This window comes from Achromobacter sp. 18P8.1.1 (assembly GCF_057799415.1).
The window spans coordinates 1-23,115 of the sequence record NZ_JBYOKH010000077.1; the positions used below are offsets into that span (position 1 = coordinate 1).

The following is a 23,115-nucleotide window of genomic DNA, read 5'->3' on the forward strand; positions in this document are numbered from 1 at the left end:
CGTGGGACCTGGGTGTGGAGCTGCGCTACGTGCAGGGCAGCGGCCCGGCCGGTCGCGTCATGCACGAAGACCTGGACGCCTATCTGCAATCGCAAGGATCGGGCAGCGCCGCACGCGGCGGCTCGGCCTATGTGCAGCGCAATGACGAAGAAGCCGTGCCCGTCATCGGGCTGCGCAGGAAGATCGCGCAGAAGATGGCGGAGTCCAAGCGCCGCATTCCGCACTTCAGCTACGTCGAGGAGATCGACGTGACCGAGCTGGAGGACTTGCGCGTCCAGCTCAACCAGAAGTGGGGCGAGTCGCGTGGCAAGCTGACGTTGCTGCCGCTCTTGGCGCGGGCCATGGTCGTGGCGTTGCGGGACTTCCCGCAGATCAATGCGCGCTATGACGACGAAGGCGGCGTGGTGACGCGCTACGGCGCCGTGCACATCGGCATCGCCACGCAAAGCGACGGCGGGCTGATGGTGCCGGTGATGCGCCACGCCGAGGCGCGCGACCTCTGGTCCATGGCGGCCGAGATCGGCCGGTTGGCGCAGGCGGTGCGCAGCGGCACGGCCGGACGCGATGAGCTGTCTGGCTCGACCATCACCATCACCAGCCTGGGGCCCTTGGGCGGCATCGTCACGACGCCGGTGATCAACCATCCCGAGGTCGGCATCGTGGGAGTGAACCGCATCGTCGAACGGCCAGCTTTCCGCAATGGCGCCGTGGTGGCGCGCAAGCTGATGAACCTGTCGTCGTCGTTTGACCACCGTGTGGTGGACGGCATGGACGCGGCGCGATTCATCCAGGCGGTGCGCGCGCTGCTGGAACAACCCGCGCTGCTTTTCGTGGAGTAAGCATGAGCCAGATCACAAAGACAACGACCTTGCTGGTGATCGGCGGCGGCCCCGGCGGCTACGTGGCCGCCATCCGCGCCGGCCAATTGGGCGTGCCGACCATCCTGGTCGAAGGCGGCCAATTGGGCGGCACCTGCCTGAACATCGGCTGCATTCCTTCCAAGGCGCTGATCCACGCGGCCGAGGAATTCGACAAGGCGCGCCATTACGCGGACAAGTCGCCGCTGGGCATCTCGGTGCAGGCGCCGGCCATCGACATTGCGCAGACCGTGGCGTGGAAAGACGGCATCGTCGGCAAGCTGACGGGCGGCGTGGCCGCGCTGTTGAAGAAGAACGGCGTGGAAGTGGTGCAGGGCTGGGCGAGCCTGCTGGACGGCAAGACCGCCGAAGTGGCCACCGCCGACGGCGGCAGCCTGCGCATCCAGTGCGAACACCTGCTGCTGGCGGCCGGCTCCGAGCCGACGCCGCTCGTGTCCATGCCGTTCGGCGGCATCGTGGTGTCGTCCACCGAAGCACTGTCGCCTGCCAGCATCCCCAAGCAATTGGTGGTGGTCGGCGGCGGCTACATCGGCCTGGAACTGGGCACCGTGTACCGCAAGCTGGGCGCGGAAGTCGCCGTGGTGGAAGCGCAGGACCGCATCCTGCCGACCTACGACGCGGAATTGACCAAGCCCGTGGCGAACGCGCTGGCGAAGATGGGCGTGGCGCTGCATGTGAACCGCAAGGTGCTGGGCTTGAACGGTGCGGGCGACGCGGTGCGCATTCAAGACACATCCGGCGCCGAAACCCTGTTGCCGGCCGACCGGGTGTTGATCGCCGTGGGACGCCGTCCGCGCACGCAAGGCTGGGGGCTGGAAAGCCTGCAGCTGGACCGCAAGGGCAATGCGCTGCGCATCGATGACCAGTGCCGCACCTCCATGCGCGACGTCTGGGCCATTGGCGATATTGCCGGCGAACCCATGCTGGCGCACCGCGCCATGGCGCAGGGCGAGATGGTGGCCGAACTGGTGGCGGGCAAGCGCCGCCATTTCCAGCCGGCATCGATTCCTGCTGTGTGCTTCACCGATCCCGAGGTCGTGGTGGCGGGCCTGTCACCGGCCGAGGCCGAAAGCGCGGGGCTGGATTGCCTGACGGCATCCTTCCCGTTTGCCGCCAATGGCCGCGCCATGACGCTGGAGTCCACCGACGGCTTCGTCCGTGTGGTGGGCCGCCGCGACAACCACCTGATCGTGGGCTGGCAGGCGGTGGGGCGCGGCGTGTCGGAACTGTCGACGGCGTTTGGCCAGTCGCTGGAAATGGGAGCCACGCTGGAAGACGTGGCGGGCACCATCCACGCGCATCCGACCTTGGGTGAAGCGGTGCAGGAAGCGGCGCTGAAGGCGCTGGGCCACGCACTGCATATCTGACGCCAGGCATGCTTCGGGCCGTCTCGAACCGCCGCGTTCCTGGTCTGCCGGGGCGCGGCGGGTTGAGGCAGGCATGCCGGGCATCAGACGCCCGGCATGCCGTCAGTGCAGTCCTTACTTGCTGCCGTCGATATAGGGCCGCGACTGCAGGATCAGGATCTTGTCGCCTTGCACGGCCCATTCGATGTCCTGGTCCACGTTGCCCAGCCGCACCTTGATCTGGTTGCCCACGGCAGCCAGCCTGGCGACCAGCGCGTCGTTCAGCACCTGGCGTGAGCCTTCGATCGGCACTTCGCGCACGCCGCCCGCGGCATCCGCTACCAGTTGCGTGTCTTCGGCCGACCGGCTCAGCACCTGCACCGCCTTGGACCAGCTGGAATACATCAGCTGTTCGGCTTGGCGCTTGCCTTCCACCACCTTGATGCCCAGGCCGCGCTTGGCCGAGATGTACGTGACGTAGCGGCGCGAGGCATCGAATGGATCACGCGTGATCATCACGCCCGAGCTGTCCGAGGCTGCGGCCTGTTGCACCAGCACGCCCATCACCACGCCATCCTGGCCGATGCCGGCCGCGCGCCGTGCCTCGTAGGCTTCGAAGTTGTAGATGGATGCCCACACCGTCAGCACGGCTTTGGGCAGCGCGTCGGCTTGCGTCACGTTGGGGACGGTCGTGTAGAGCCCCGCGCCGCTGAAACCCGGCAGGTCTTCGGAATTCGACGAGCTGCGCACGAAGACGCCGCGACCGTGCAATTGCTGTTGCCAGCGTTCGCGCCATCCCGCCGCAAGCGCCGGGTCGGGCTGCGCCTGGATGATGTCCTGGCGCAGCGCGGCGAGCTCGCTGCGGCGAACGTTGGCGTCGCTGGCGAAGTCCGGCCGTTTCTCCAGCGCGGCGATGCGTTCGGGCACGTGCAGCTGCTGCATGAATGCCGCGTATTGCGCGAAGGGAATGCAGAAACCGTCCGGCACGCTGGCCAGGGGCGCCAGGGCGGATTTCAGTGCGCCCAGGTTGGCGGCCTTTACGCCGCAATGGCGGCTGTCGCGGGTGGCCATGCCGGTCAGCGGCTTGAGCGCTTTGACGGTCAGATCGGGCTTGGGCAGCGGCAGGCCGGCAGCCTTGGGAGGCGGCGTTGCGGGCGCGTCGGGTTTGGCCACGGGGCGCACCTGATAGCCATTGCTGGAAACATCCAGCTCCACCCATTGGCCGTCGTATTGGCGTAGCGCGGCCACGCCATCACGCACATAGGCGTTCGGGATGCGCCAGCCCTTGGCCAGCAGGTTCACGTGCGACAGCAGGGTGGAGGGCCGCTGCGTGACCAATCCCGCGACGGGCGGCAGCGCGACCGGCACTTCGTCCAGCACCAGGATATCGGTGGGCGCCAGATCGTGGGTGTCGTCCACCGAGGCCACGATGCGCAAGCGGCCTTGGGCGTGCCCGGTGTTCAGCGGCAGGAAAGTCTGTTCGCGCAGCAGGGCCTCCTGGGTGACGAAGTCCAGGCCCGCGCGTTGCGCGGTCTGTTCGTGCATCGTGGAGTTGGCCTTGAAGCGCAGCGGCGCGTAGAAGGTTGCGCGCAGCCGCTCGCCGGTCAGGGCCAGCAGTTCGGGCGTCAGCCGGTCGCCTTCCCAGAATTCATAGGTGTAGCCCGGCAGGTCGCGTTGCCAGCTCAGGGTGCCGAACAGCAGGCGGCGTTGCGGGTCCTTGTACTGGGCGATCAGCGTGGCCTTGTCCGTGCTGGGCAGCAGCCGGCGTTCGCGGGCGAAGGTCTCGTGCAGCGTATAGCGCGGCGTGTCGATGTAATAGATGCGGTCGGCGTGCTTGCGGTCGATCACGAACAGCACATGCGGGATCTCAAGCGGCGTGCCGGGGTTGTACACGCGGGCCAACTGCTGGAATTCCGCCTGGGTACGGATCTGGCCCAGGAACGCGGGGCCGCCGCGCTTGGCGTCTTCGGCTTTGCGCGCTTCGATCTCGTCCGGCCGCAAGGGCCGGGCGTTTTCATAGGGGGAGGGCTTGCGGGCGGTTTGCGCCTGGGCGGCGGAACCGATGCCGACGGCGGCCAGACCAAGTGCGGTAAGGGCGATCAGGCTGGGTCGGCGCAGCGGGTCAAGACAACGTGATGCAAGCGATAGGCGCATGAAAAGGCGGGCAGAACGCAGGGAGTTGCGATGATATCGGAGCCCTTGCGCTTGCCCGTAGTCGGATGTGACGGGATGTGCCCATTCCTGTACGAATCGCCTTGGGTGGCTTATGCACCATACGCGAAATACAAAAATACCTAATTTCAGGGATACGCGGCCGGTATCGATTCCCGTGTAATTCACCCATGGCAATAAGCCGCGCCGGCGGCACGAGAACCAGCCCGTTTTTGCTCGCGCTGACGGGCGCGGTTTCTCGTAGGGCCTTTGTTCAGGGGGAGCAAAAGCTTCCCCTGTTTTTTTGGCTTGAGGATTGCTGCGGGAGACCGCAGAAAGCGGTGACGTGGTCTGGTTCAAGGCTTTGCCACGTATTCGATATCCGAACCAGGAAGCGTGACAGCTTCCTGGCCGGTCAATACGCAAGCGATCAATACGTGCCGCGCAGGGTCAGCATGAAGTTGCGAGGCGCGCCGTACCAATTGCCGCCGTTGGACGCGCCCACCCGTTCGTAATACACCTTGTCGAACAGGTTGTTGACGTTGACCGTCGCCGTCCATTGCGGCGCGAAGCGGTATTGGGCCATCAGGTTGACGGTGGCGTAGCCTGCCTGCTGGAACTTGTACGGCGTGTAGGTGCCGCTGTCGCGCGAGTACGCCGTGCCCGTCACGTAGTTGGCGCTTTGCACCTGGGCGCTGCCGCCGATGCGCCAGCGCGACAAGTCGCCCGGCAGCGTGTAGGCCGTTGACACCTTCAGCAGATGGCGCGGCGTGATGCTGCTGTAGACGGCGTCGTTGGTCTTGTCGCGGGTGTTGTTGAAGGTGTAGCCCAGCGCCACTTCCCAGCCAGGCGAGACCTCGCCGCCAATCTCCATGTCCAGGCCGCGGCTGACCACTTTGCCTTGCGCCAGGTAGCAGCAGTTGCCGGCCCACGCGTCATAGTCTTCCGGGTAGCGGCTGTCGAGCACGCCGGTGCCGGTGCGCTCGACGTTGAACAGGCTGAACGTGGCGTTCAGGCGGCCATCCAGCAATTCGCCCTTGAAGCCCATTTCATAGCTTTTGCCTTTGATGGCGGGCAACGGGGAGCCGGGCAGGGGGCCGGACTTCAGCAGCCCTTGCGGTTTGTGGATGGTGGCGTAGCTGACATAGGCGGACCACGCGTCGTTCAGGTCATAGATGATGCCGCCGTAAGGCGTGGTGGCAGTCGGTTCGCGGTAGGACGTTTTCGAATATGGCACCCAGCTGCCATTGATGGGTTCAGACACAGTCTGGTAGAACTTATAGGAGCTGAAGCGCGCGCCCGCGATCAGGTGCAGACGTTCGGTGGGGTTGATCCGCAACACGCCGTACATGCCTTTCTGCTCTTGGCCCCACGGGTCGTAGCGTTCGTTTTCCGGCAGGTTCAGGTCGGGGTTCCACAGGTTGCGGTTAAAGACGTTGACCGGCACCTTCCATTCGTCCACGGGTTTGGAGACGGCCCACGTGCCTTCGCTGCGCTGCCAGTCGACGCCCAGCAACGCTTCGTGCGTGCCGCCTAGCAGGTCGAAGCTGCCAGACAAATTCACATCCAGCAGATTCTGCGTGTTGGTCATCGCGTACCGGCCGCCGCCCCAGGTAGCGCCCAGCCCGGTTTCGCGGTCCACGCCGCCGTTGGCGAAGGCAGTGAGCGATTTGCTGTCGGTTTCCTCGCGGGTGTAGTTGGCTTTGAAGCGCCAGGTGTCGCCCAGCCGTTGTTCCAACTGCGCAAAGATCTGCTTGGTGTCGGTATGGATGTAGGTCCAGGGCTGGCTCAGGTTGGTTGAGCGCGACAGCCCGATGTCGCCGCCATCCGTGTACCGCGGCAGGCCGCTGCGGCTGCCTTGTTCGCGCATCCGGCTGTAGCTGCCGCCCACCGTCAGCAGCGTGCTGCGGGTCAGGTCGGCTTCCAGCACCCCGTATATCTGCGGCGTTTCAGTCGTGCTGTGCGACATGAACGAGCCGGTGTCCCCATAGACGGCGACGGCGCGGCCGCGGAGCCGGCCGTCGAACCCCAAGGGGCCGGTGGCATCGATCATGCTGCGGTAGTTGTCCCAGCTGCCGGCTGAGGCCTCCACGGTCAGCTGATATTCCGCCATCGGCTTCTTGCGCACCAGGTTAATGATGCCGCCCGGGTCGCCCATGCCACCCATCAGGCCCGAGGCGCCGCGCATGATCTCGACGCGGTCATAGAACGCCATGTCCTGGGTGGGGCCGTAGGTGTACGAACCCAGCGCCAACGGGGCGCCACCGTCAATCTGCATGCTGGTGATCTGGAAGCCGCGTGAGTAATAGTCGGACGAATAGGAATTCACGCGGCGCACCGTGATGCCGGGTGCGCGGCTCATGGCGTCGGTGACGTTGACCAGATGCTGGTCGTCGATCAATTGCCGGGTCACGACCGACACCGACTGCGGCACTTCGCGAAACGCCAGATCGGTCTTGGACGCGGTGCTGGTGACCAAGCTGGTGTAAGACCCCGTACCTTCGGTCGTGCCGTCGGCAGCGCGACGCGCAATGACGGTCACGGCCGCCATGGTGGTGGCGTCCAGATCCTTGGGTTCGGGTTCGATGGTGACGGTGTTGCCACGAATGACTGCGATCAGGCCGCTGCCGGCCAGGATGCGGTCCAGTGCTTGCTGCGGCGTCAGGCGTCCTGAAACCGGCGGCGCCGTCTTGCCCGCCACCAGCTCCGGCGGGTATAGCACTTCCAACGACGCTTGGCGGCTCACTTCCACCAAGGCGTCATGCAAGGGTTGACGCGCGGTGTTGACCAGCACGGCGGCGCTCTGGCCCTGTGCTTCCTGAGCCTGTGCGTCAGGGGCTTGAGTCAGACCCAGCGCAATCAGCAAGGGCAGCGTGCGCAGGGCAAGACGCGGGCTGCGCAGGCGCAACGGCAGGGCGGCGCCGTTGCGGGAAAGTCTACGGTTCACAAGAATAGTTCCAATAATGATTCTCAGCGGCAATGCCGCGCCACCCTTTGGCCAAAGGTCTCGTCGGGCCGCCGCAATGCGCGGCCGCCCCTCTTAGCTAAAGAGTGCGATTGGCGCGAAAACCCTGAAGAAATCGCGAATTGATTGTGAAACTATATGTATCAGTGAGGAGGGGGCGGCCTAGTCGTCCGCCCTAAGCCGTCAGCGCGCCTTGACGACGTACCGCTTGTCGCCTTCCGCTTCGATGCGCACGGGCGCAATGCGAGGCAGCAAATCCAGGAAGCTGGCTGGTTCATCGATGCTGATCGCGCCCGCAATGCGCACCTTGTCCCATCCGCCGTCCGCCAGCCGGATGGCGTAGGGCGCATAGCGGTTCATTTCGGCCACGGCATCAGCCAGCGGCGTGTTGTTGAACACAATGCGGCCATGGTGCCAGGCGGTCAGCGTCGCCGTGTCCACGGCATGCGGCGCGCCCAGGCTTGACCGTGACGCCGTCAGGCCTTGGCCGGGTGTCAACTCGGCACGTTGCCAAAATCGCATGCCCGCCGGCTTGACCTCGACGGCGCCAGACAGCACGGCCACTTCGGTGGCATCGCCGTGGCGGCGCACGTTAAAGCGCGTGCCGGTGACCCGGATCTGCGCATCTCCCGTCTTGACGATGAATGGGCGGCTGGCGTCGGCCTTGACCGAAAACGTGATCTCACCCGCCGTCAGATCGACTTCGCGGCGGTCGGGATAGAAGCGTACGTTCGCCTGCGTATCTGTATTCAGTTCCAGGACGGAGTCGTCCGCCAGCGCAACCTGGCGGCGTTCGCCATGCGCGCTGGAAAGTGCGGACTCGTAGGTCGGCGCAGTGTTCTGCATCAGCGGCACCATGGTCACGCCAATGGTCAGCGCCACGCCACCCGCCAACGCGATGTTGGCCCACTGCGGCAGCCGCGGCAGTATGCGAGCCGGCGCCGAGTCGGCCTCGGGCTCGCGGGCCAGCGCACGCAGCCGGTCGGCCGGCACCGCCAATGTGTCGCGCCACACCTCGTCCAGCAGCGCATATTCGCGCGCATGCGCGGGGGCTTGCTGCAACCAGTTGTCAAAGGCCTGCTGATCGGCATCGCTCATCGTGCCCGAGCGCGCGCGGGCGTACCAGAACGACGCGGCATCGCGCGGGTCATCGAATGTGGGACGGGGGCCGGAGTCGGTCATGGAGGCGGGTTCAGTCGGGCGCATAGCTGTGCAGGGCGTCGCGCAGATGACGCATCGCGCGCATGATATAGCGCTCGACGGAATTCAGCGACACGCCCAGCCGCGCGGCAACTTCTTGCTGAGAATACCCTTCCAGCCGATGCCAGATATAGGCCTGGCGGCATTTGATGGGCAATTGCAGCAGGGCCGCTTCAACGGCTGCGGCCAGTTGCGCGGTGCGCACGGCGGCGCTGCTGTCCATATCCCGGGGATGCTCGTCTTCGCTGATTTCATGCAAGGGCAGCGTGGGCAGCCGGGCTTCGCGGCGCGCGTTGCCGGCCAGGTGGTTCATGCTGGCGCGGTACAGATAGGCCTGCGGCTCCAGAATGCGGCTGCTGTCCGCCTTCAACAGGCCGATGGCAGCGTCTTGCAGCGCATCTTCGGCCTCGTGGGTATTGCCGACCTTACGCACCCAGCCGCGCACCATCTCGGCATAGCCACCGATCCAGCCTTTGTCTTGAGGTTTGCTGCGAGGCATGGACGAATGGGGCCGAGGCAACGAGGAAAGGTGCGTAGTGTAAATCATTCTTATTAAAGCTGGCGCGCGCAGGGGCAACTGGCTTAGAAAGCGGGCTCCAGATGCAACAAGGCCCCCAATCGGGGGCCTTGCTTCAAGCAGCCAGCCGGAGCCAGCGCTTGCCGGGATCAGCCTTCGGCGGTTTCGTCCAGAATGCGCTTGGCTTCTTCAGCCACGCGCTCGGGCGCCGTGCCGCCAATGTGCTTGCGGGCGGCAACCGAGCCTTCCAGCGTCAGCACCTGGTGTACGTCGTCGCCGATCTGGGCGTGATAGGCCTTCAGTTCGTCGGTGGACAGGTCGGCCAGGTCGCAACCGCGCTGTTCGCAGTCGCGCACGGCGTGGGCCACCACTTCGTGGGCGTCGCGGAACGGCACGCCGCGCTTGACCAGGTAGTCGGCCAGGTCGGTGGCGGTGGCAAAACCCTGCAGGGCGGCGGCGCGCATGTTGTCCGCCTTCACCTTGATGCCAGCAGCCATGTCGGCAAAGATGGTCAGCGTGTCGCGCACGGTGTCCACGGTGTCGAACAGGCCTTCCTTGTCTTCCTGGTTGTCCTTGTTGTAGGCCAGGGGCTGGCCTTTCATCAGGGTCAAGAGGGCGACCAGGTTGCCGTTCACGCGACCGGTCTTGCCGCGGGCCAGCTCGGGCACGTCGGGGTTCTTCTTTTGCGGCATGATCGAGCTGCCGGTGCAGAAGCGGTCGGCCAGATCGATGAAGCCCACGCGCGGGCTCATCCAGAGCACCAGCTCTTCGGACAGGCGCGAGACGTGCGTCATGATGAGCGCGCCGGCGGCGCAGAATTCGATGGCGAAGTCGCGGTCGGACACGGCGTCCAGCGAGTTGCGGCACACGCCGTCAAAGCCCAGCGTCTTGGCGACGCGTTCGCGGTCGATGGGGAACGACGTGCCGGCCAGGGCGGCCGCGCCGAGCGGCAGGCGGTTCACGCGGCGGCGGCAGTCGGCCAGGCGCTCGGCGTCGCGGCCGAACATTTCAGCGTAGGCCAGCAGGTGATGGCCGAACGTGACGGGCTGGGCGACTTGCAGGTGGGTGAAGCCCGGCATGATGGTGCCGGCGTTGTCCAGAGCGACCGCAGCCAGCGCGTGGCGCAGCTGGCGCAACAGGTCCTGCAGATTGTCGATTTCGTCGCGCAGCCACAGGCGGATGTCGGTAGCGACCTGGTCGTTGCGGGAACGGCCGGTGTGCAGGCGCTTGCCCGCATCGCCCACCAGTTCCACCAGGCGCTTTTCGATGTTCAGGTGGACGTCTTCCAGATCCAGCAGCCATTGGAAGCTGCCAGCGTCGATTTCAGACAGGATCTGGGTCATGCCGCGCTGGATGTCGGCTAGATCCTGGGCACCGATGATGCCCTGGGCGGCCAGCATGTCCGCATGCGCGAGCGAGCCCTGGATGTCGTGGCGCGCCAGGCGCTTGTCGAAATCCACGGACGCCGTATAGCGTTTGACGAGTTCGGAAACCGGTTCCGAGAACCGGGCGGACCAGGCCTGCGCCTTATTGGCGAACTGGTTTTGATCGGAGGAGGGAGTGTTTGCCATGATGGGCGGAATTATAGGGCCTGCCGCCGGGGCGGCGCACGCGGCGGGCTTGCGGGGCCGGGATCGGGCCGCGGCGGAACGTCCGCCGGGCGCGACTTGTTGGATAATCCCCCGTTAGTTTCAAGAACTTAGAACGAGAACACGAGATATGCCCCTGGAATGGGAAGAACTGGTTACCCAACTTGATACCCACATGCCGCGCGAGGCCTGGGCGCAGACGCTGGTCGGCATCGGCGTGCTGATCCTGACGGCGCTGTTCGTCCAGTGGGTTGTCGCCCGGGTGGTGCTGTTGCTGGCGCATCGCGTGCTGGTGCTGAGCGGGCGGAAGGACTGGGACCAGGCCTTGCAGCGCCGTCGCGCCTATCAGAACCTTTGGTACGCGGTGCCGTTCGCGGTGGTGTCGCTGGGCATCGGGCTGGTGCCGCACGTGGAAAAAGCGGTGACCATCGTGGGCCGGCTGGCGCACGCAGGCGCGTGGATCTGTGTATTCATTGCGTTCTCGGGGGTGTTGAGCGCCTGGCAAGATACGTATTCGGCCACGACGCGGGCGCAGACCCGGTCGATCAAGGGCTATATCCAGATCAGCAAGCTGATCCTGATGGCGGTATGCACCGTTTTGGTGCTTTCCATCCTGATCGACCGCTCGCCGCTGTGGATGATCTCGGGTCTGGGCGCGTTGTCGGCGGTGCTGCTGCTGGTGTTCAAGGACACGCTGCTGTCGCTGGTGGCCAGCACCCAGCTGACCAGCAACGACATGCTGCGCATCGGCGACTGGATCGAAATGCCGCAGTCCAACGCCGACGGCTTCGTCAAGGACATCGCCCTGCATACCGTCAAGGTGCAGAACTGGGACAACACTGTCACCACGGTGCCGACCTACAAGCTGTTCTCGGAAAGCTACCGCAACTATCGCCACATGTTCGAATCCGGCGGCCGGCGCATCAAGCGCACGCTGCGGATCGACGCCTCGAGCGTGCGCTTTTTGACCGACGACGAAGCGCAGCGCCTGATGCGTTTCCGTCTGCTGCACGACTATCTGCAAGCCAAGACCCAGGACATCGCGCAGACGAACCAGACGATGGGCGAGCTGGCCAGCGTGCCGGCCAACCGGCGGCGCCTGACCAACATCGGCACCTTCCGGGCCTACGGCCTGGCGTTCCTGAAGCAGAACAAGGAAGTCCGCCAGGACATGGCGATGATGGTCCGAATGATGGAACCCACCGCGGACGGCATCCCGGTCGAGGTCTATTGCTTCACCGCGGTGACGGCCTGGGTCGAGTACGAACGCATCCAGGGCGACATCTTCGACCATCTGCTGGCCATCCTCCCCGAACTGGGCCTGCGCCTGTACCAACAGCCGTCCGGCGCCGATATCGGCGCGATGGGCACCCATCTGCGCGAAGGCGCCATCCAGGCCGCCTTGGCGGCCGAGCGCGACCGGCAGGCGCTGGCCCCGCCCATGGACGGCATGGCGGCCGAGCGCGGCATGAGCGACGGCAAGATGCCCCGCTAGGCAGTGTGCCTCGGGGTGGCGTGAGATAATCCGGCGGTTGGAACTTAGTCTTCATTGACCCAGGCGATCACCCCGATGTCGAACCCGTTCTTCAACCTGTATTCCCACGGCTTCGCCCGGGTGGCGGTCGGCGTGCCCGAATGCCGGGTCGCCGACCCGGCGTTCAACGCCGCGCAGACCATCGAGCTGGCGCAGCAGGCCGCCCAGGGCGGTGCCGTGCTGGTGGCGTTTCCTGAACTGGGCCTGTCGGCCTATACCTGCGACGACCTTTTCCACCAGAAGGCCTTGCTGGACGAATGCGAGGCGGCGCTGGCCCAGGTGGTGCAAGCCACGGCCGAGTTGGATATCGCCGTCATCGTCGGCGCGCCGTTGCGCGTGTCGCACCAGCTGTTCAATTGCGCCGTGGTGGCCGCAGGCGGGCGCGTGCTGGGCGTGGTGCCCAAGAGCTACCTGCCCAACTACGGCGAATTCTACGAAGCGCGCCAATTCAGCGCCGCCGATTGCGCCGCCGCAACCGAGATCCGGCTGCTGGGCGAAACGGTGCCGTTCGGCCCCGAGCTGCTGTTCCAGATGGAAAAGCTGCCGCTGTTCCAGTTCCACGTCGAAATCTGCGAAGACGTCTGGGTGCCCATCCCGCCGTCCTCGTTCGCGGCGCTGGCCGGGGCGACCGTGCTGGTGAACCTGTCTGCCTCGAACATCGTCGTGGGCAAGTCCGAATACCGCCATCAACTGGTGGGGCAACAGTCGGCCCGCTGCCTGTCGGCCTATATGTACACGTCGGCGGGGCGCGGTGAATCGTCCACCGACCTGGCCTGGGACGGCCAGGCGCTGATCTACGAAAACGGCGAGCTGCTGGGCGAGTCCGAGCGCTTCCTGAACCATTCCCACCTGCTGTTCTCGGACGTGGACCTGGACCGCCTGTCGCGCGAGCGCATGCGCCAGACCACCTTCGGCCAGTCGGTGCGCCGCCATCAGGACGAGGTGCGCAAGTTCCGCACCGTGGGGGTGCCCGTGAATCCGCCGCTGGACGATGCCGAACTGCCGCTTGAGCGGCGCGTGGCGCGCTTTCCCTATGTGCCGGCCGACCCGCAGCGCCGCGACGCCCGTTGCAAAGAGGTCTACAACATCCAGGTGCAGGCCTTGGTGCAGCGCCTGTCCGCCAGCAAGATGGCCAAGGTCGTCATCGGCATTTCCGGCGGGCTGGACTCCACCCACGCGCTGCTGGTCTGCGCCCAGGCCATGGATGCGCTGGGCCTGCCGCGTTCGAACATCCTGGCCGTCACGATGCCGGGCTTTGCCACCAGCACCCGCACGCTGCAGCAGGCGCGCCGCTTGATGGCGGTGGTGGGCTGCACGGCGTCCGAGATCGACATCCGCCCCAGCTGCCTGCAGATGTTGAAGGACCTGGGCCATCCCTATGCAGAAGGCAAGCCGGTCTACGACATCACGTTCGAAAACGTGCAGGCGGGCGAGCGCACCAATCATCTGTTCCGGATCGCGAACTTCAGCGGCGCCATCGTCATCGGCACGGGCGACCTGAGCGAGCTTGCACTAGGCTGGTGCACGTATGGCGTGGGCGACCACATGTCGCACTACAGCGTCAACGCCAGCGTGCCCAAGACGCTGATCACGCACCTGGTGCGCTGGGTGGCCGAATCCGGCCGCCTGGGCGAGGAGGGCGCCGAGGTGTTGCTGGACGTGCTGGGCACGGACGTCAGCCCCGAATTGGTGCCTGGCGGCGCCGACGACAAGCCGGTTCAGAAAAGCGAAGACGCCATCGGCCCGTACGAGCTGCAGGATTTCAACCTGTACTACACGCTGCGCTATGGTTTTGCGCCGACCAAGGTCGCCTTCCTGGCGCTGGCGGCCTGGCGCGACCGTGAGGCCGGTGCGTGGCCGGATGCCGGGCATGTGGCGCGCAACCAGTACGATCTGGCCGCCATCAAGCGCAACCTGAAGATCTTCCTGGACCGGTTCTTCCGCACAAGCCAGTTCAAACGCACCTGCGTGCCGAACGCGCCGAAGGTCGGTTCGGGCGGTTCGCTGTCGCCGCGCGGCGATTGGCGCGCGCCCAGCGACTCTGAATCGGTGGTGTGGATGCGCGACGCCGAACGCATTCCGGACGCCGCGCCCGACGCCTGATACGGGTTCTCCCGCTACTGCGCTGCGATGCCGGTGGTATTCTCTTATTCATTGCGCCTTGCCTGCCGCGACGGCATGGCAAGGCGCCGCAACAGATCAAAAACCCAGGACGACCAACGTGAAACAAGTCACCGCCATCATCAAACCCTTCAAGCTCGACGAAGTCCGCGAAGCGCTGGCCGAAGTCGGCGTTAGCGGCTTGACCGTGACCGAGGTCAAGGGTTTCGGCCGTCAGAAAGGCCATACCGAGCTCTATCGCGGGGCGGAATACGTGGTGGACTTCCTGCCCAAGATCCGCGTTGAAGTCGTGCTGCCCGACGACCAGGTCGACGCCGCCATTGAAGCCGTGGTCAAGGCCGCGCGCACCGGCAAGATCGGCGACGGCAAGATCTTCGTCAGCCCGGTCGAACAAGCCATCCGCATTCGCACCGGCGAAAGCGACGAAGAGGCCCTGTGAGCCTCTCCTGTCTTCCCTTGCGGTGAGCGGCGGCGGTTCCTCCGCCCGCGCTCAACCGCAACGCTGCGGCACCTTGCGCAGGCTTTCCGTATATCCCAGTGCCGCCACGCGCTCCGCCAGCTTGGCATAGGCCGAGTCGCTCAGGCACGGCACGCGCGCCATGATCCACACGTAGTCGCGCTTGGACCTGCCAATAATGGTGGTCTGGTAGGCGTCATCCAGATAGGCGATGACGTATTCCGCTTCGATCGGCCAGAAAAACTGCATGCCCCAGACGGCGTTGCCCGTGTCGGGCCGCACCGTCGCCACGGGATGCATCGTGTCCTCCTTCGCGTCGAAGCTGCCTTTGCGGTAGCGGAAGTCGGTCTGGATCCTGCCGTCCGGCAATAGCCGGTAGCTTTCCACGGCGTCATAGGCATGGCGCTCGGGCCAGCTGGGAATATGCGCGATCACATACCAATCGCCCATGAAGCGGGGCAGGTCCACGTGCTCGACCGGCGGCATGGGCGCGGGCGCGGCGCACCCCGTCAACACGCCGACCACGCCGGCACACAGCGCGCGCAACAGGGCGGGCCTCATGATGGACGCGTGAACCGGTAGTGGCCCACTCCCCATTGTTGTCCGTCGTCATAGCCGAAGAGTTCCGCGCAAGCCATCCAGAACATGCGCCAGCGCTGGTTCCACAGGCCGGCGTGCGGCCCGTAGGCCTGGGTCAGCACGGACTTGGCCTGTTCGCGTCGGGCGTCCTGGTTGGCCAGCCAGTGGTTGGCCGTGCGCGCGTAGTGCGTGCCGTTGAGAAACCATTTCGCTTCCAGCTGCAGATCCCGCTGGAAGTGCAGCAGCGTATCGGCCGCCGGCATGATGCCGCCCGTGAAGAAATGGCGGCCCATCCAGTTGCCGGCGCCGCCGGTTTCGAACGGATAAGCCCGTTCGCGGTGGGCGAAGATGTGCACGAACAGTTTGCCTCCGGGACGCAGCCATTGGCCGATGCGCGCCATCAGGTCCTGGTAGTTGCGCATATGTTCGAACATCTCGACCGATACGCAACGGTCGTACGCGCCAGCGGGCAGCGACAGCACGTTCACGTCGCAGGTGATGACCTGCACATGCCGCCAGCCGCGTTCGCGGCAGCGTGCCTCGATGTGCTGGCGTTGGGTTGCGGAGTTTGAGACTGCGGTGATGCGGGCGTTGGGAAAGTGTTCGGCCATCCACAGCGTCAGCGAGCCCCACCCGCAGCCCAGTTCCAGGATGTCCTGGCCGTCGGCCAGTTCTGCGCGTTCGGCATACAGGCTCAGCATCGCAGCCTCGGCCGCATCCAGCGTCTCGGCGCCCGTCGGGTAATAGCAGCTGGAATACTTCATGCGCGCGCCGAGGCAAAGCTGGAAGAACGTGGTGGGCAGTTCGTAGTGCTGCGCGTTGGCGGCGTCGGTGTGGATCGCGACCGCGCTCGCGCGCAAGCTGGCGATCAGTTGCTGATCGCGCGCTGTCCAGGCGTCGATGCCGCCGGCGTATTCCTCGGCCAGGCGCTCGGCGCACAGGCGGCGTATTCCCAGGCGCAGCAGCGCGTCGGGCACAAGGCCGCGTTCGGCCAGGCCAAGCAGGCCGGGGGCGGGGCGGTCAACGGCGAGGGGAGTGTCGTGCAGGGTCGCGGTCGTCATGGCGTGCCTCGTCAGGATTTGGGAAACCACGGAAAGAAAGCCGATGTGCGGCGCTGGTACTCGCGGTAGTCGTCGCCGCGTGTGCGCAAGGCCTGCTGCTCGGTAAAGGGGATGCCGCTGATCCAACGCAGGAACACATACATCAGCACGGGCCCCAGCCAGGACAGCCAGGCCAGGGGCGAACCCCAGGCCAGCGCCACGTAGCCGAACCAATGGCACCATTCGAAGAAATAGTTGGGATGCCGCGAGTAGCGCCACAGGCCATCGCGGCAGGTCTGGCCGCGATGCGCCGGGTCATCGCGAAAGCGATCCAGTTGGCGATCGGCGACCACCTCGCCGGTCAATGCCGCCAGCCAGACGGTAAGGCCCAGCGCGACGGGCAGGCCCTGCGCCGGGCTGGCGCCAACCGCCAGGAACGGCAGGCTGAACAGCATCACCAGGCCGGCCTGGAACATGAACAGGCCGAAGAATTTGCCTTGATGGCCGTGCCAGCGCTCGCGCAGCGCGCGGTATCGGCCGTCTTCCTCCTGGCGCACGCGCCGCCACAGATGCGAGGCCAGGCGCAGGGACCACACGCCGGCCATCACGGCCAGACAGGCCCGGGGCACCCAGGCCCCTTGCCCGGTGGCCGCGATCAGCAACGCGCTGCCGCCCATGCCCAACGCCCAGACCACGTCGACAATGCCCGCATTGGCATGGCGACGTTGCCAATGCCAGGCCAGCGCCATGGCGGCAACCATGAAGACCGCCATGGTCAGCCATTGTTGCAAGGGGCTCATGCCGCCTCCGGTACCCAGCGTTCACCCGTGCTGCGGGCGCCGGGATGCGTCAGCAGCAGGTGCGAGACGCCGATCGAACGTTCGCGGAAGCCGCCCTCGCAGTACGCCAGATAGAACTCCCACAGGCGGCAGAAGCGGGCGTCGAAACCTTGCGCCTTGACCTCGGGCAGGTGCGCCAGGAAGCGCTCGCGCCACGCCTGCAGGGTGCGGGCATACGACTGGCCGAAATCTTCCAGGTGCACAAGGGCCAGGTCGCAGGCGCGGGTTTTGGCGCGCAGCATGGCCTCGATGGAGGGGATGAAGCTGCCGGGAAAGATATGGCGCTTGATGAAGTCCACCGAGCCCAGCGCCTGCCGGTAGCGGTGGTCTTCGATGGTGATGGCCTGGATCAGCGCGCGGCCTTGCGGGTTGAGCAGGCTGGCGACCTTGCGGAAGTAGGTCTCCAGATACTGGGCGCCGATGGCCTCGATCATTTCGATGGAGACCACCTTGTCGTACTGGCCTTGCAGGTCCCGGTAGTCCTGCAGCACGACGCTGACGCGGTCCGCCAGGCCGGCGGCGCCGACGCGCGCGGCGGCCAGGTCATGCTGCTCGCGCGAGATGGTGGCGGTGGTGACGTGGCAGCCGTAGTGGCGCGCGGCATGGATGGCGAAGCCGCCCCAGCCGCTGCCGATTTCCACCACGCGGTCGCCTGGCCGCAACGCCAGCTTGCGGCAGATGGTGTCCAGTTTGCGCCGTGACGCGTCTTCCAGCGTGTCGTTCGCGTCCGCCCACAACGCTGACGAATACATCAGGTCCGGGGACAGGAATAGCGAGAAGAAATCATTGCCCAGGTCGTAGTGGGCGGCGATGTTGCGGCGGCTGCCCTCAGGGGTATTGCGGTTGCCGGCATGCCAGCGCTTGAGCGCCCACCCGGCCAGCCGCGCCAGCCCGGATTCCATGCCGTCCAGCGTATCGCGGTTGCGCACCAGCAGGCGCACCAGGCCGACCAGATCGTCGCAGGTCCACATGCCGTCGCCGTACGCCTCGCCGGCTCCGACACTGCCTTGCGTGGCGACGAGCCGGTAGAAGCCCATGTCCCTGACGGTCAGGCGCACAAGCGCCGCGCCGTCGCCCAGCGTCTCGCTGCCCAAGCTGTCTTCGATTGCCAGCCGGCCGCCGGTCAACTGCGAGAGGCCCGCAATCAGGCGCTTGCGCAGCAGGCGGTCCAGCGCGCTGACGGGGCGGCTTGTCGAGACGGCGGCGAGTTCGGATGGCGTCATGGCTTTCATTGCGGTTCTCCGTTGGGCGTGCGGGGATGGTCGTGGATGGGGTTGCGCTTGAGCCACAGGCGCAGGGCTTGCCAATGGATGCCGCCAATCACTTGCAGCGTCATCAGGGGAAAGCGCCACAGCAGGCGCGCCAGCGCCGCGCCGTCCAGCTCGCGGCGCTGCAGGGTCAGGTGGGCGTCGAATTGCGCCTGATCTTGCCGGCTGACGCGCATGTGAACCCGAAGATCCTCGCCCGGCGGGCTGAAGCGCCAGTCATACGCGCAGTCCATCGGCATGAAGGGCGACACATGAAAGCGTTTGTCGAAGCGCCAGATCAAGGATTCGTCCTGCCGTTCGGCGGTATCGGCCGGCAGCACGATGCAGTGGCGCTGCTTCCAGGGGGTGTTGGTGATTTCGGCCAGAATGGCGGCCAGGGTCACGCCGTCGGCTTCGTAGCAGTAGTAGAAGCTGACCGGGTTGAAGACATAACCTGCATAGCGCGGATGCGCCAGCAGCCGGATCGGCCCGTCGGGCGCATTACGCATCGTGGCGCGCAGGCGCGCGCGGACCGCCTGCGCCAGCGGCCGGCCCGAGGCGCCGTCCAGATAATCGCTGCGCCGCCATTCGGCCAGGTTGCGCCGATTGGCTGACCACAGCCAGCGGTGCTGGAAGACCTGATCGATTTCGTCCAGATCCAGATACAGCTGCGCCATGCGGTAGCTGAAGCCGTGCGGGTGCGGCACGTGGCGCCTGTGCGTCACGCGGCCTTCATAGAGGGCGCTTTGGGGAATCATGCCGCCGCCCGAGACAATGGCGCGGCCCGCGACTGGATGCCGCGCACCACGTCCAGCGCGCTGGCCACGCCGTCTTCATGAAACCCCCAGCCCCAGTACGCGCCCGCATACCAGGTGTGGCGATGGCCGGAGACCTCCGCGCGGCGCGCTTGCGCGGCGACCGACGCCAAGGTGTAGACCGGGTGGTGGTAGCGCATGCGGGCCAGCACATGCGCGGGGTCGATGGCCTCGCTGCGATTGAGCGTCACGATGAAGGGCAGGCGCGAGGACAAGCCCTGCAGCAGGTTCATGCAGTAGCTGACGGAACAGGGCGCGGACGGATCCGCCGGTACGTAGGCGTTCCAGGCGGCCCAGGCCTTGCGTCGATGGGGCAGGAGGCGGGCGTCGGTGTGCAGCACCACGTCGTTGTCCTGGTAGGGAATCGCGCCCAGCACCTGGCATTCGGCAGGCGTCGGGTCCCCCAGCAGCTTGAGGGCCTGATCGCTGTGGCAGGCGAAGACCACTTCGTCGTAATGCGGCTGGCCGTCGGGCGAGGTGACCACCACGCCTGTCGCCTGGCGCATGACCTTGTGCACCGGGCAGTTCAGGCGCTCAAGCACGTTCCACCGTTCGCGCATGGCACGGATATAGGTGCTGGATCCGCCTTGCACGACGCGCCATTCGGGTCGTTCGCTGACCTGCAGCATCTGGTGGTTGGCCATGAACTGCACCAGATAGCGCGCGGGAAAATCCAGGATGCTCGCCGCGGGCGACGACCACAGCGCAGACGCCATGGGAATCAGGTGATCGGTCCGGAATGCGCTGCCATAGCGGTGCAGGGCAAGGTAGTCGCCCAGCGTCGGGCCGGGATCTTCGGTGGCCAGCAGCGCGGGCGACTCGCGGTAAAAGCGCAGCAGGTCGCGCACCATGCCCAGGAAGCGCGGTGACACCATATTGCGGCGCTGGCAGAACAGGGTGTCAAGCGAGGTCGCGTTGTACTCCAGCCCGCTCGCCTGCTTGTGCACCGAGAAGCTCATGGTGGTGGGTTGCGACGGGACGCCAAGCTCGTCCAGCAAGGCCGTGAAATGCGGATAGTTGACCGGGTTGTGCACGATGAAACCGCTGTCCACGGCATAGCGCCGGCCATCCTGCTCCACCGAATGGGTATGGGTATGGCCGCCCAGATAGTCGTTGGCCTCGTACAGCGTCACGTCATGGTCGCGGCCCAGTTTCCAGGCGCAGACCAGACCCGCGATGCCGGAACCGATGATGGCGATGCGCATGGTCATTCCTTGCCGCGCGCCAGCACCCAGGCCGGCACGGGTTTCAAGTCCCAGATCAGGCCGGCGGCCGCCAGCAGGCGCAGGCCATACCAGGTGATGTCGATCTCCCGGGCGCGGAAACCCTGGCGGGCCGAGCCGGGGTAGAAATGGTGGTTGTTGTGCCAGCCTTCGCCAAAGGTCAGTAGCGCCAGCCAGGCGTTGTTGCGGCTGTCGTCCAAGGTGTCGTAGCGGCGTTTGCCGTAGCGGTGCGCCAGCGAATTGATGGTGACCGTGGCATGGAACAGCACGACGGTCGAGATGAAAAAGCCCCACACCAGCATCTGCGGGCCGCTGGTGCCCAGCCCGGGCGCCAGGCGTTCCAGCACCGCGCCCAGCGCATAGCAGGCGAGCGCCAACGCGACGGGCACGGCGGCATCGAAGCGGTCCAGCCAGCGCAGTTCGGGGTAGCGGCGCAGGTCGGGAACGCGCGCCATGTCGGTGGCGAAGGCGCGCGGCGTCAGGAACCAGCCCATGTGGCTCCACCAGAAGCCATGGCGGGCGGGCGAATGCAGATCCTGTTCATCGTCGGCGTGGCGGTGATGGTGTCGGTGGTGGGCCGCCCACCACAAGGGACCGCGCTGGGCGCACGAGGCGCCCAGCACCGCAAAGGCCAGCTGCACGCCGCGCGAGGTGCGGAAGGTGCGGTGCGAGAAATAGCGGTGATAGAAACCGGTCAAGGCGAACATGCGCACGGCGTACAACGCCGCCGCCACGGCCAGGGCCACCGGTGAGAAGCCCGTCCATAGGGCGCCCAGGCAACCCGCGTGCAGCAGGGCGAAGGGCAGCGCCCGCGCCCAGTCGATGCGGCCAGGGTCGCCCTCAGGCGCACCGTCGGCCTGGGTGTCTACCCAACGGCGTATCGAGGCGGTCCAACCAGTGAATTCGGGGCGCATCATCGTGTCCTGTTCGAGACGTGCAGGGATATACGGGTGCGGACGCGCATCGGATGCACTGGTGGAAACCCTAGTCGCAGCCGTCGGTCTGCGGCAGGGTCGATAGAGGCGGGGCGGGGGACGCGGCGACGAATGCGCTCAGGTCGTCCAGTACCGGCGCGCGCCAGCGCAGCGGCCGCGCCAATGCGCCGACCAGCAGCTTGTGGCCCAGCCCGGGGTATTCGACCAGGCGCGCGCAGGCGCCGGCTGTGCGCAACGCCCGCGCCAGGCTGGCGCTGTTGCGCTGCGGGTCGACCGTGGTGTCCGCCGCGCCGGTCAGCAGCAGGCCCGGGGGCGCTGCGGCGCTGACGTGGTGGATGGGCTGCGAATCCGCCGGCGTATCGGGAAACTGGAACACCGGCCGGACGTCGCGCGCGACGATGGGCAGGAAGTCGTAGGGGCCTGCCAGCCCGATCCAGCCGGCCAGCGTGCCGGGGGCGGTGCCGGCGCCTCGCAGCCAGCGCGGGTCCAGCGCCAGCATGGCGGCGATATAGCCGCCCGCGCTGTGCCCGGCCACGAAGACCCGGCCAGGGTCGCCGCCGTAGCCGGCGATGTGCTGCTGCGTCCAGGCGACGACCTGGGCGGCGTCTTGCAGGAAGGTCGGGTAGCGGGCTTCCGGGTAAAGGCGGTAGTCGGCGATGACGGCGACGATGCCGCGCGAGGCCAGCGCATCACCCGCGAACCGGTAGTCGGCCCGGTCGCCGCTGCGCCAGCTGCCGCCATAGAAGAACACCACCACTGGCGCCCGGTCCGCGTCCGGCGGGGCATAGATGTCCAGGCGCTGGCGCGGCAACGGACCGTAGGCGACGTCGGGTGTAGCCCGGTTGGCGGCGTCGGGCACGGCGCCGTTCAGCAGCGTCAGGGGGGAGCAGGCGGCCAGCAAGACCAGCACGGCGAGCGCCAGGCTCGCGACCAGCAGGATGTCGAGCAGGCCGCGGGGGGCGGCGCCTGTCCAGGAAGGCATGGGGTGCTCCGCAATGGGGACACCCCTCTATACGGGCCGGGGCCCGCGCTGGATGCAGGTCAGATCTTCAGGACGTCGCCGCTCATAATGACCGGGCCCGTGGGCGCACCGGTGGGCGAACCGCCCGGCGGCTCAAGCGTGATGGCCAGTTGCTGGATGCCATCCAGGCCCTGGGCGCGCCGCAGTGCGGTCTGGCCCTCGGGCGACACCAGGCCGACCGATTGCGGCGCCTGGCCGGGAGGAATGACCCACAGTTCCAAGGCCTTGTCGCCGGCGCGTGTGGCCAGATTCTGCAGCGCGTGGATGTGCAGGCCGCCGGCTTCGTCGGCGCGCACCACCAGCATGGCTTGCGCTTCGGGGCTTTGCAGCACGGCCATCAGTTGCGCCCGGGCGGCGCGGTCGACCTGCGTGGGATAGACGATGACGCCGGCCACCAGCAGGGCGGCCAGCGCGCCGCTGGCGACGCGCCAGAAGGCCAGGCCCCGCCACCACGGGGCGGCCCCGGGCCGCAAGCCGGATTCGATGGCGCGCCAGACGCGCCGGGGCGGCGTCTTGGGCGGCAGCGACCAGAGCAGGGGATAGATGTCGCCCTCCCACTCGCGCACTTGCCGTCGCAGGTTGGCGTCGGCGGCCATCAGCCCCTCGACGCGGGGGCGCCCGCCGCCGCGCCCGCCGCCGCCCCCCCACTCCGCCGCCA

19 protein-coding genes are annotated in these 23,115 nt (G+C 66.6%); 5 read left to right on the forward strand and 14 right to left on the reverse strand.

Going from position 1 to position 23,115, the window contains the following annotated elements; translation table 11 throughout:
* Both AC27VE_RS29460 and lpdA read left to right on the forward strand, forming a co-directional pair.
* Positions 1–839, forward strand: an 839-nt coding sequence (locus AC27VE_RS29460) for a dihydrolipoamide acetyltransferase family protein (protein WP_488705725.1), incomplete at its 5' end; no start/stop codon positions are given.
* A gap of 2 nt (positions 840–841) precedes the next feature.
* Positions 842–2,245 (forward strand): dihydrolipoyl dehydrogenase, encoded by a 1,404-nt coding sequence (gene lpdA, locus AC27VE_RS29465; protein WP_488705726.1) that lies wholly within the window; start codon positions 842–844, stop codon positions 2,243–2,245.
* 114 nt (positions 2,246–2,359) lie between these two features.
* Here lpdA and AC27VE_RS29470 read toward each other — a convergent pair whose 3' ends face one another.
* The 5 genes from AC27VE_RS29470 to argH form a co-directional block, all read right to left on the reverse strand.
* A complete protein-coding gene (locus AC27VE_RS29470; protein WP_488705727.1) occupies positions 2,360–4,378 on the reverse strand; it encodes a PEP/pyruvate-binding domain-containing protein in 2,019 nt (672 codons plus the stop codon).
* A gap of 427 nt (positions 4,379–4,805) precedes the next feature.
* Positions 4,806–7,322: a TonB-dependent siderophore receptor gene (locus tag AC27VE_RS29475; protein WP_488705728.1), complete on the reverse strand. Its 2,517-nt coding sequence runs from the start codon at positions 7,320–7,322 to the stop codon at positions 4,806–4,808.
* 201 nt (positions 7,323–7,523) lie between these two features.
* Entirely contained in the window at positions 7,524–8,522 is a 999-nt protein-coding gene (locus AC27VE_RS29480) for a FecR family protein (protein WP_488705729.1), read from the reverse strand.
* A 10-nt stretch (positions 8,523–8,532) separates the two neighbouring features.
* Positions 8,533–9,039 carry an RNA polymerase sigma factor gene (locus tag AC27VE_RS29485; protein ID WP_488705730.1) on the reverse strand — a complete coding sequence of 169 codons (507 nt, stop codon included), beginning with the start codon at positions 9,037–9,039 and terminating at the stop codon, positions 8,533–8,535.
* 167 nt (positions 9,040–9,206) lie between these two features.
* A complete protein-coding gene (gene argH, locus AC27VE_RS29490; RefSeq protein ID WP_280029349.1) occupies positions 9,207–10,628 on the reverse strand; it encodes an argininosuccinate lyase in 1,422 nt (473 codons plus the stop codon).
* Positions 10,629–10,776: 148 nt separating this feature from the next.
* Here argH and AC27VE_RS29495 point away from each other — a divergent pair, with 148 nt between their 5' ends.
* The 3 genes from AC27VE_RS29495 (at position 10,777) to AC27VE_RS29505 (ending at position 14,740) form a co-directional block, all read left to right on the forward strand.
* Positions 10,777–12,141, forward strand: coding sequence for a mechanosensitive ion channel family protein (locus AC27VE_RS29495; RefSeq protein WP_488705731.1), 1,365 nt, complete (start codon positions 10,777–10,779; stop codon positions 12,139–12,141).
* A gap of 75 nt (positions 12,142–12,216) precedes the next feature.
* Positions 12,217–14,283: an NAD(+) synthase gene (locus AC27VE_RS29500; protein ID WP_488705732.1), complete on the forward strand. Its 2,067-nt coding sequence runs from the start codon at positions 12,217–12,219 to the stop codon at positions 14,281–14,283.
* Between the two features lie 118 nt (positions 14,284–14,401).
* Positions 14,402–14,740, forward strand: coding sequence for a P-II family nitrogen regulator (locus AC27VE_RS29505; protein ID WP_006227347.1), 339 nt, complete (start codon positions 14,402–14,404; stop codon positions 14,738–14,740).
* Between the two features lie 51 nt (positions 14,741–14,791).
* On the opposite strand, the gene AC27VE_RS29510 is transcribed toward AC27VE_RS29505, so the two are convergent.
* The 9 genes from AC27VE_RS29510 to AC27VE_RS29550 form a co-directional block, all read right to left on the reverse strand.
* On the reverse strand, positions 14,792–15,319 hold the full coding sequence (locus tag AC27VE_RS29510; RefSeq protein ID WP_315135007.1) for a lipocalin family protein: 528 nt from the start codon (positions 15,317–15,319) through the stop codon (positions 14,792–14,794).
* Positions 15,316–16,398: an SAM-dependent methyltransferase gene (locus AC27VE_RS29515; RefSeq protein WP_488705733.1), complete on the reverse strand. Its 1,083-nt coding sequence runs from the start codon at positions 16,396–16,398 to the stop codon at positions 15,316–15,318. Before AC27VE_RS29515 ends, AC27VE_RS29510 begins: the two co-directional genes overlap by 4 nt.
* A gap of 11 nt (positions 16,399–16,409) precedes the next feature.
* Entirely contained in the window at positions 16,410–17,177 is a 768-nt protein-coding gene (locus AC27VE_RS29520) for a DUF1295 domain-containing protein (protein ID WP_488705734.1), read from the reverse strand.
* Positions 17,174–18,448 carry a class I SAM-dependent methyltransferase gene (locus tag AC27VE_RS29525; RefSeq protein WP_488705735.1) on the reverse strand — a complete coding sequence of 425 codons (1,275 nt, stop codon included), beginning with the start codon at positions 18,446–18,448 and terminating at the stop codon, positions 17,174–17,176. Before AC27VE_RS29525 ends, AC27VE_RS29520 begins: the two co-directional genes overlap by 4 nt.
* Entirely contained in the window at positions 18,445–19,221 is a 777-nt protein-coding gene (locus tag AC27VE_RS29530) for a DUF1365 domain-containing protein (protein ID WP_488705736.1), read from the reverse strand. Before AC27VE_RS29530 ends, AC27VE_RS29525 begins: the two co-directional genes overlap by 4 nt.
* Positions 19,218–20,483, reverse strand: a complete 1,266-nt coding sequence (locus AC27VE_RS29535) for an NAD(P)/FAD-dependent oxidoreductase (RefSeq protein ID WP_488705737.1) — start codon at positions 20,481–20,483, stop codon at positions 19,218–19,220. Before AC27VE_RS29535 ends, AC27VE_RS29530 begins: the two co-directional genes overlap by 4 nt.
* 2 nt (positions 20,484–20,485) lie before the next feature.
* Positions 20,486–21,415 carry an acyl-CoA desaturase gene (locus tag AC27VE_RS29540; RefSeq protein WP_488705738.1) on the reverse strand — a complete coding sequence of 310 codons (930 nt, stop codon included), beginning with the start codon at positions 21,413–21,415 and terminating at the stop codon, positions 20,486–20,488.
* A 70-nt stretch (positions 21,416–21,485) separates the two neighbouring features.
* Complete coding sequence (locus tag AC27VE_RS29545) at positions 21,486–22,418, reverse strand: alpha/beta hydrolase (protein WP_488705739.1); 933 nt, start codon at positions 22,416–22,418, stop codon at positions 21,486–21,488.
* Between the two features lie 59 nt (positions 22,419–22,477).
* A partial coding sequence (locus AC27VE_RS29550; RefSeq protein WP_488705740.1) for an anti-sigma factor occupies positions 22,478–23,115 on the reverse strand: 638 nt, incomplete at its 5' end.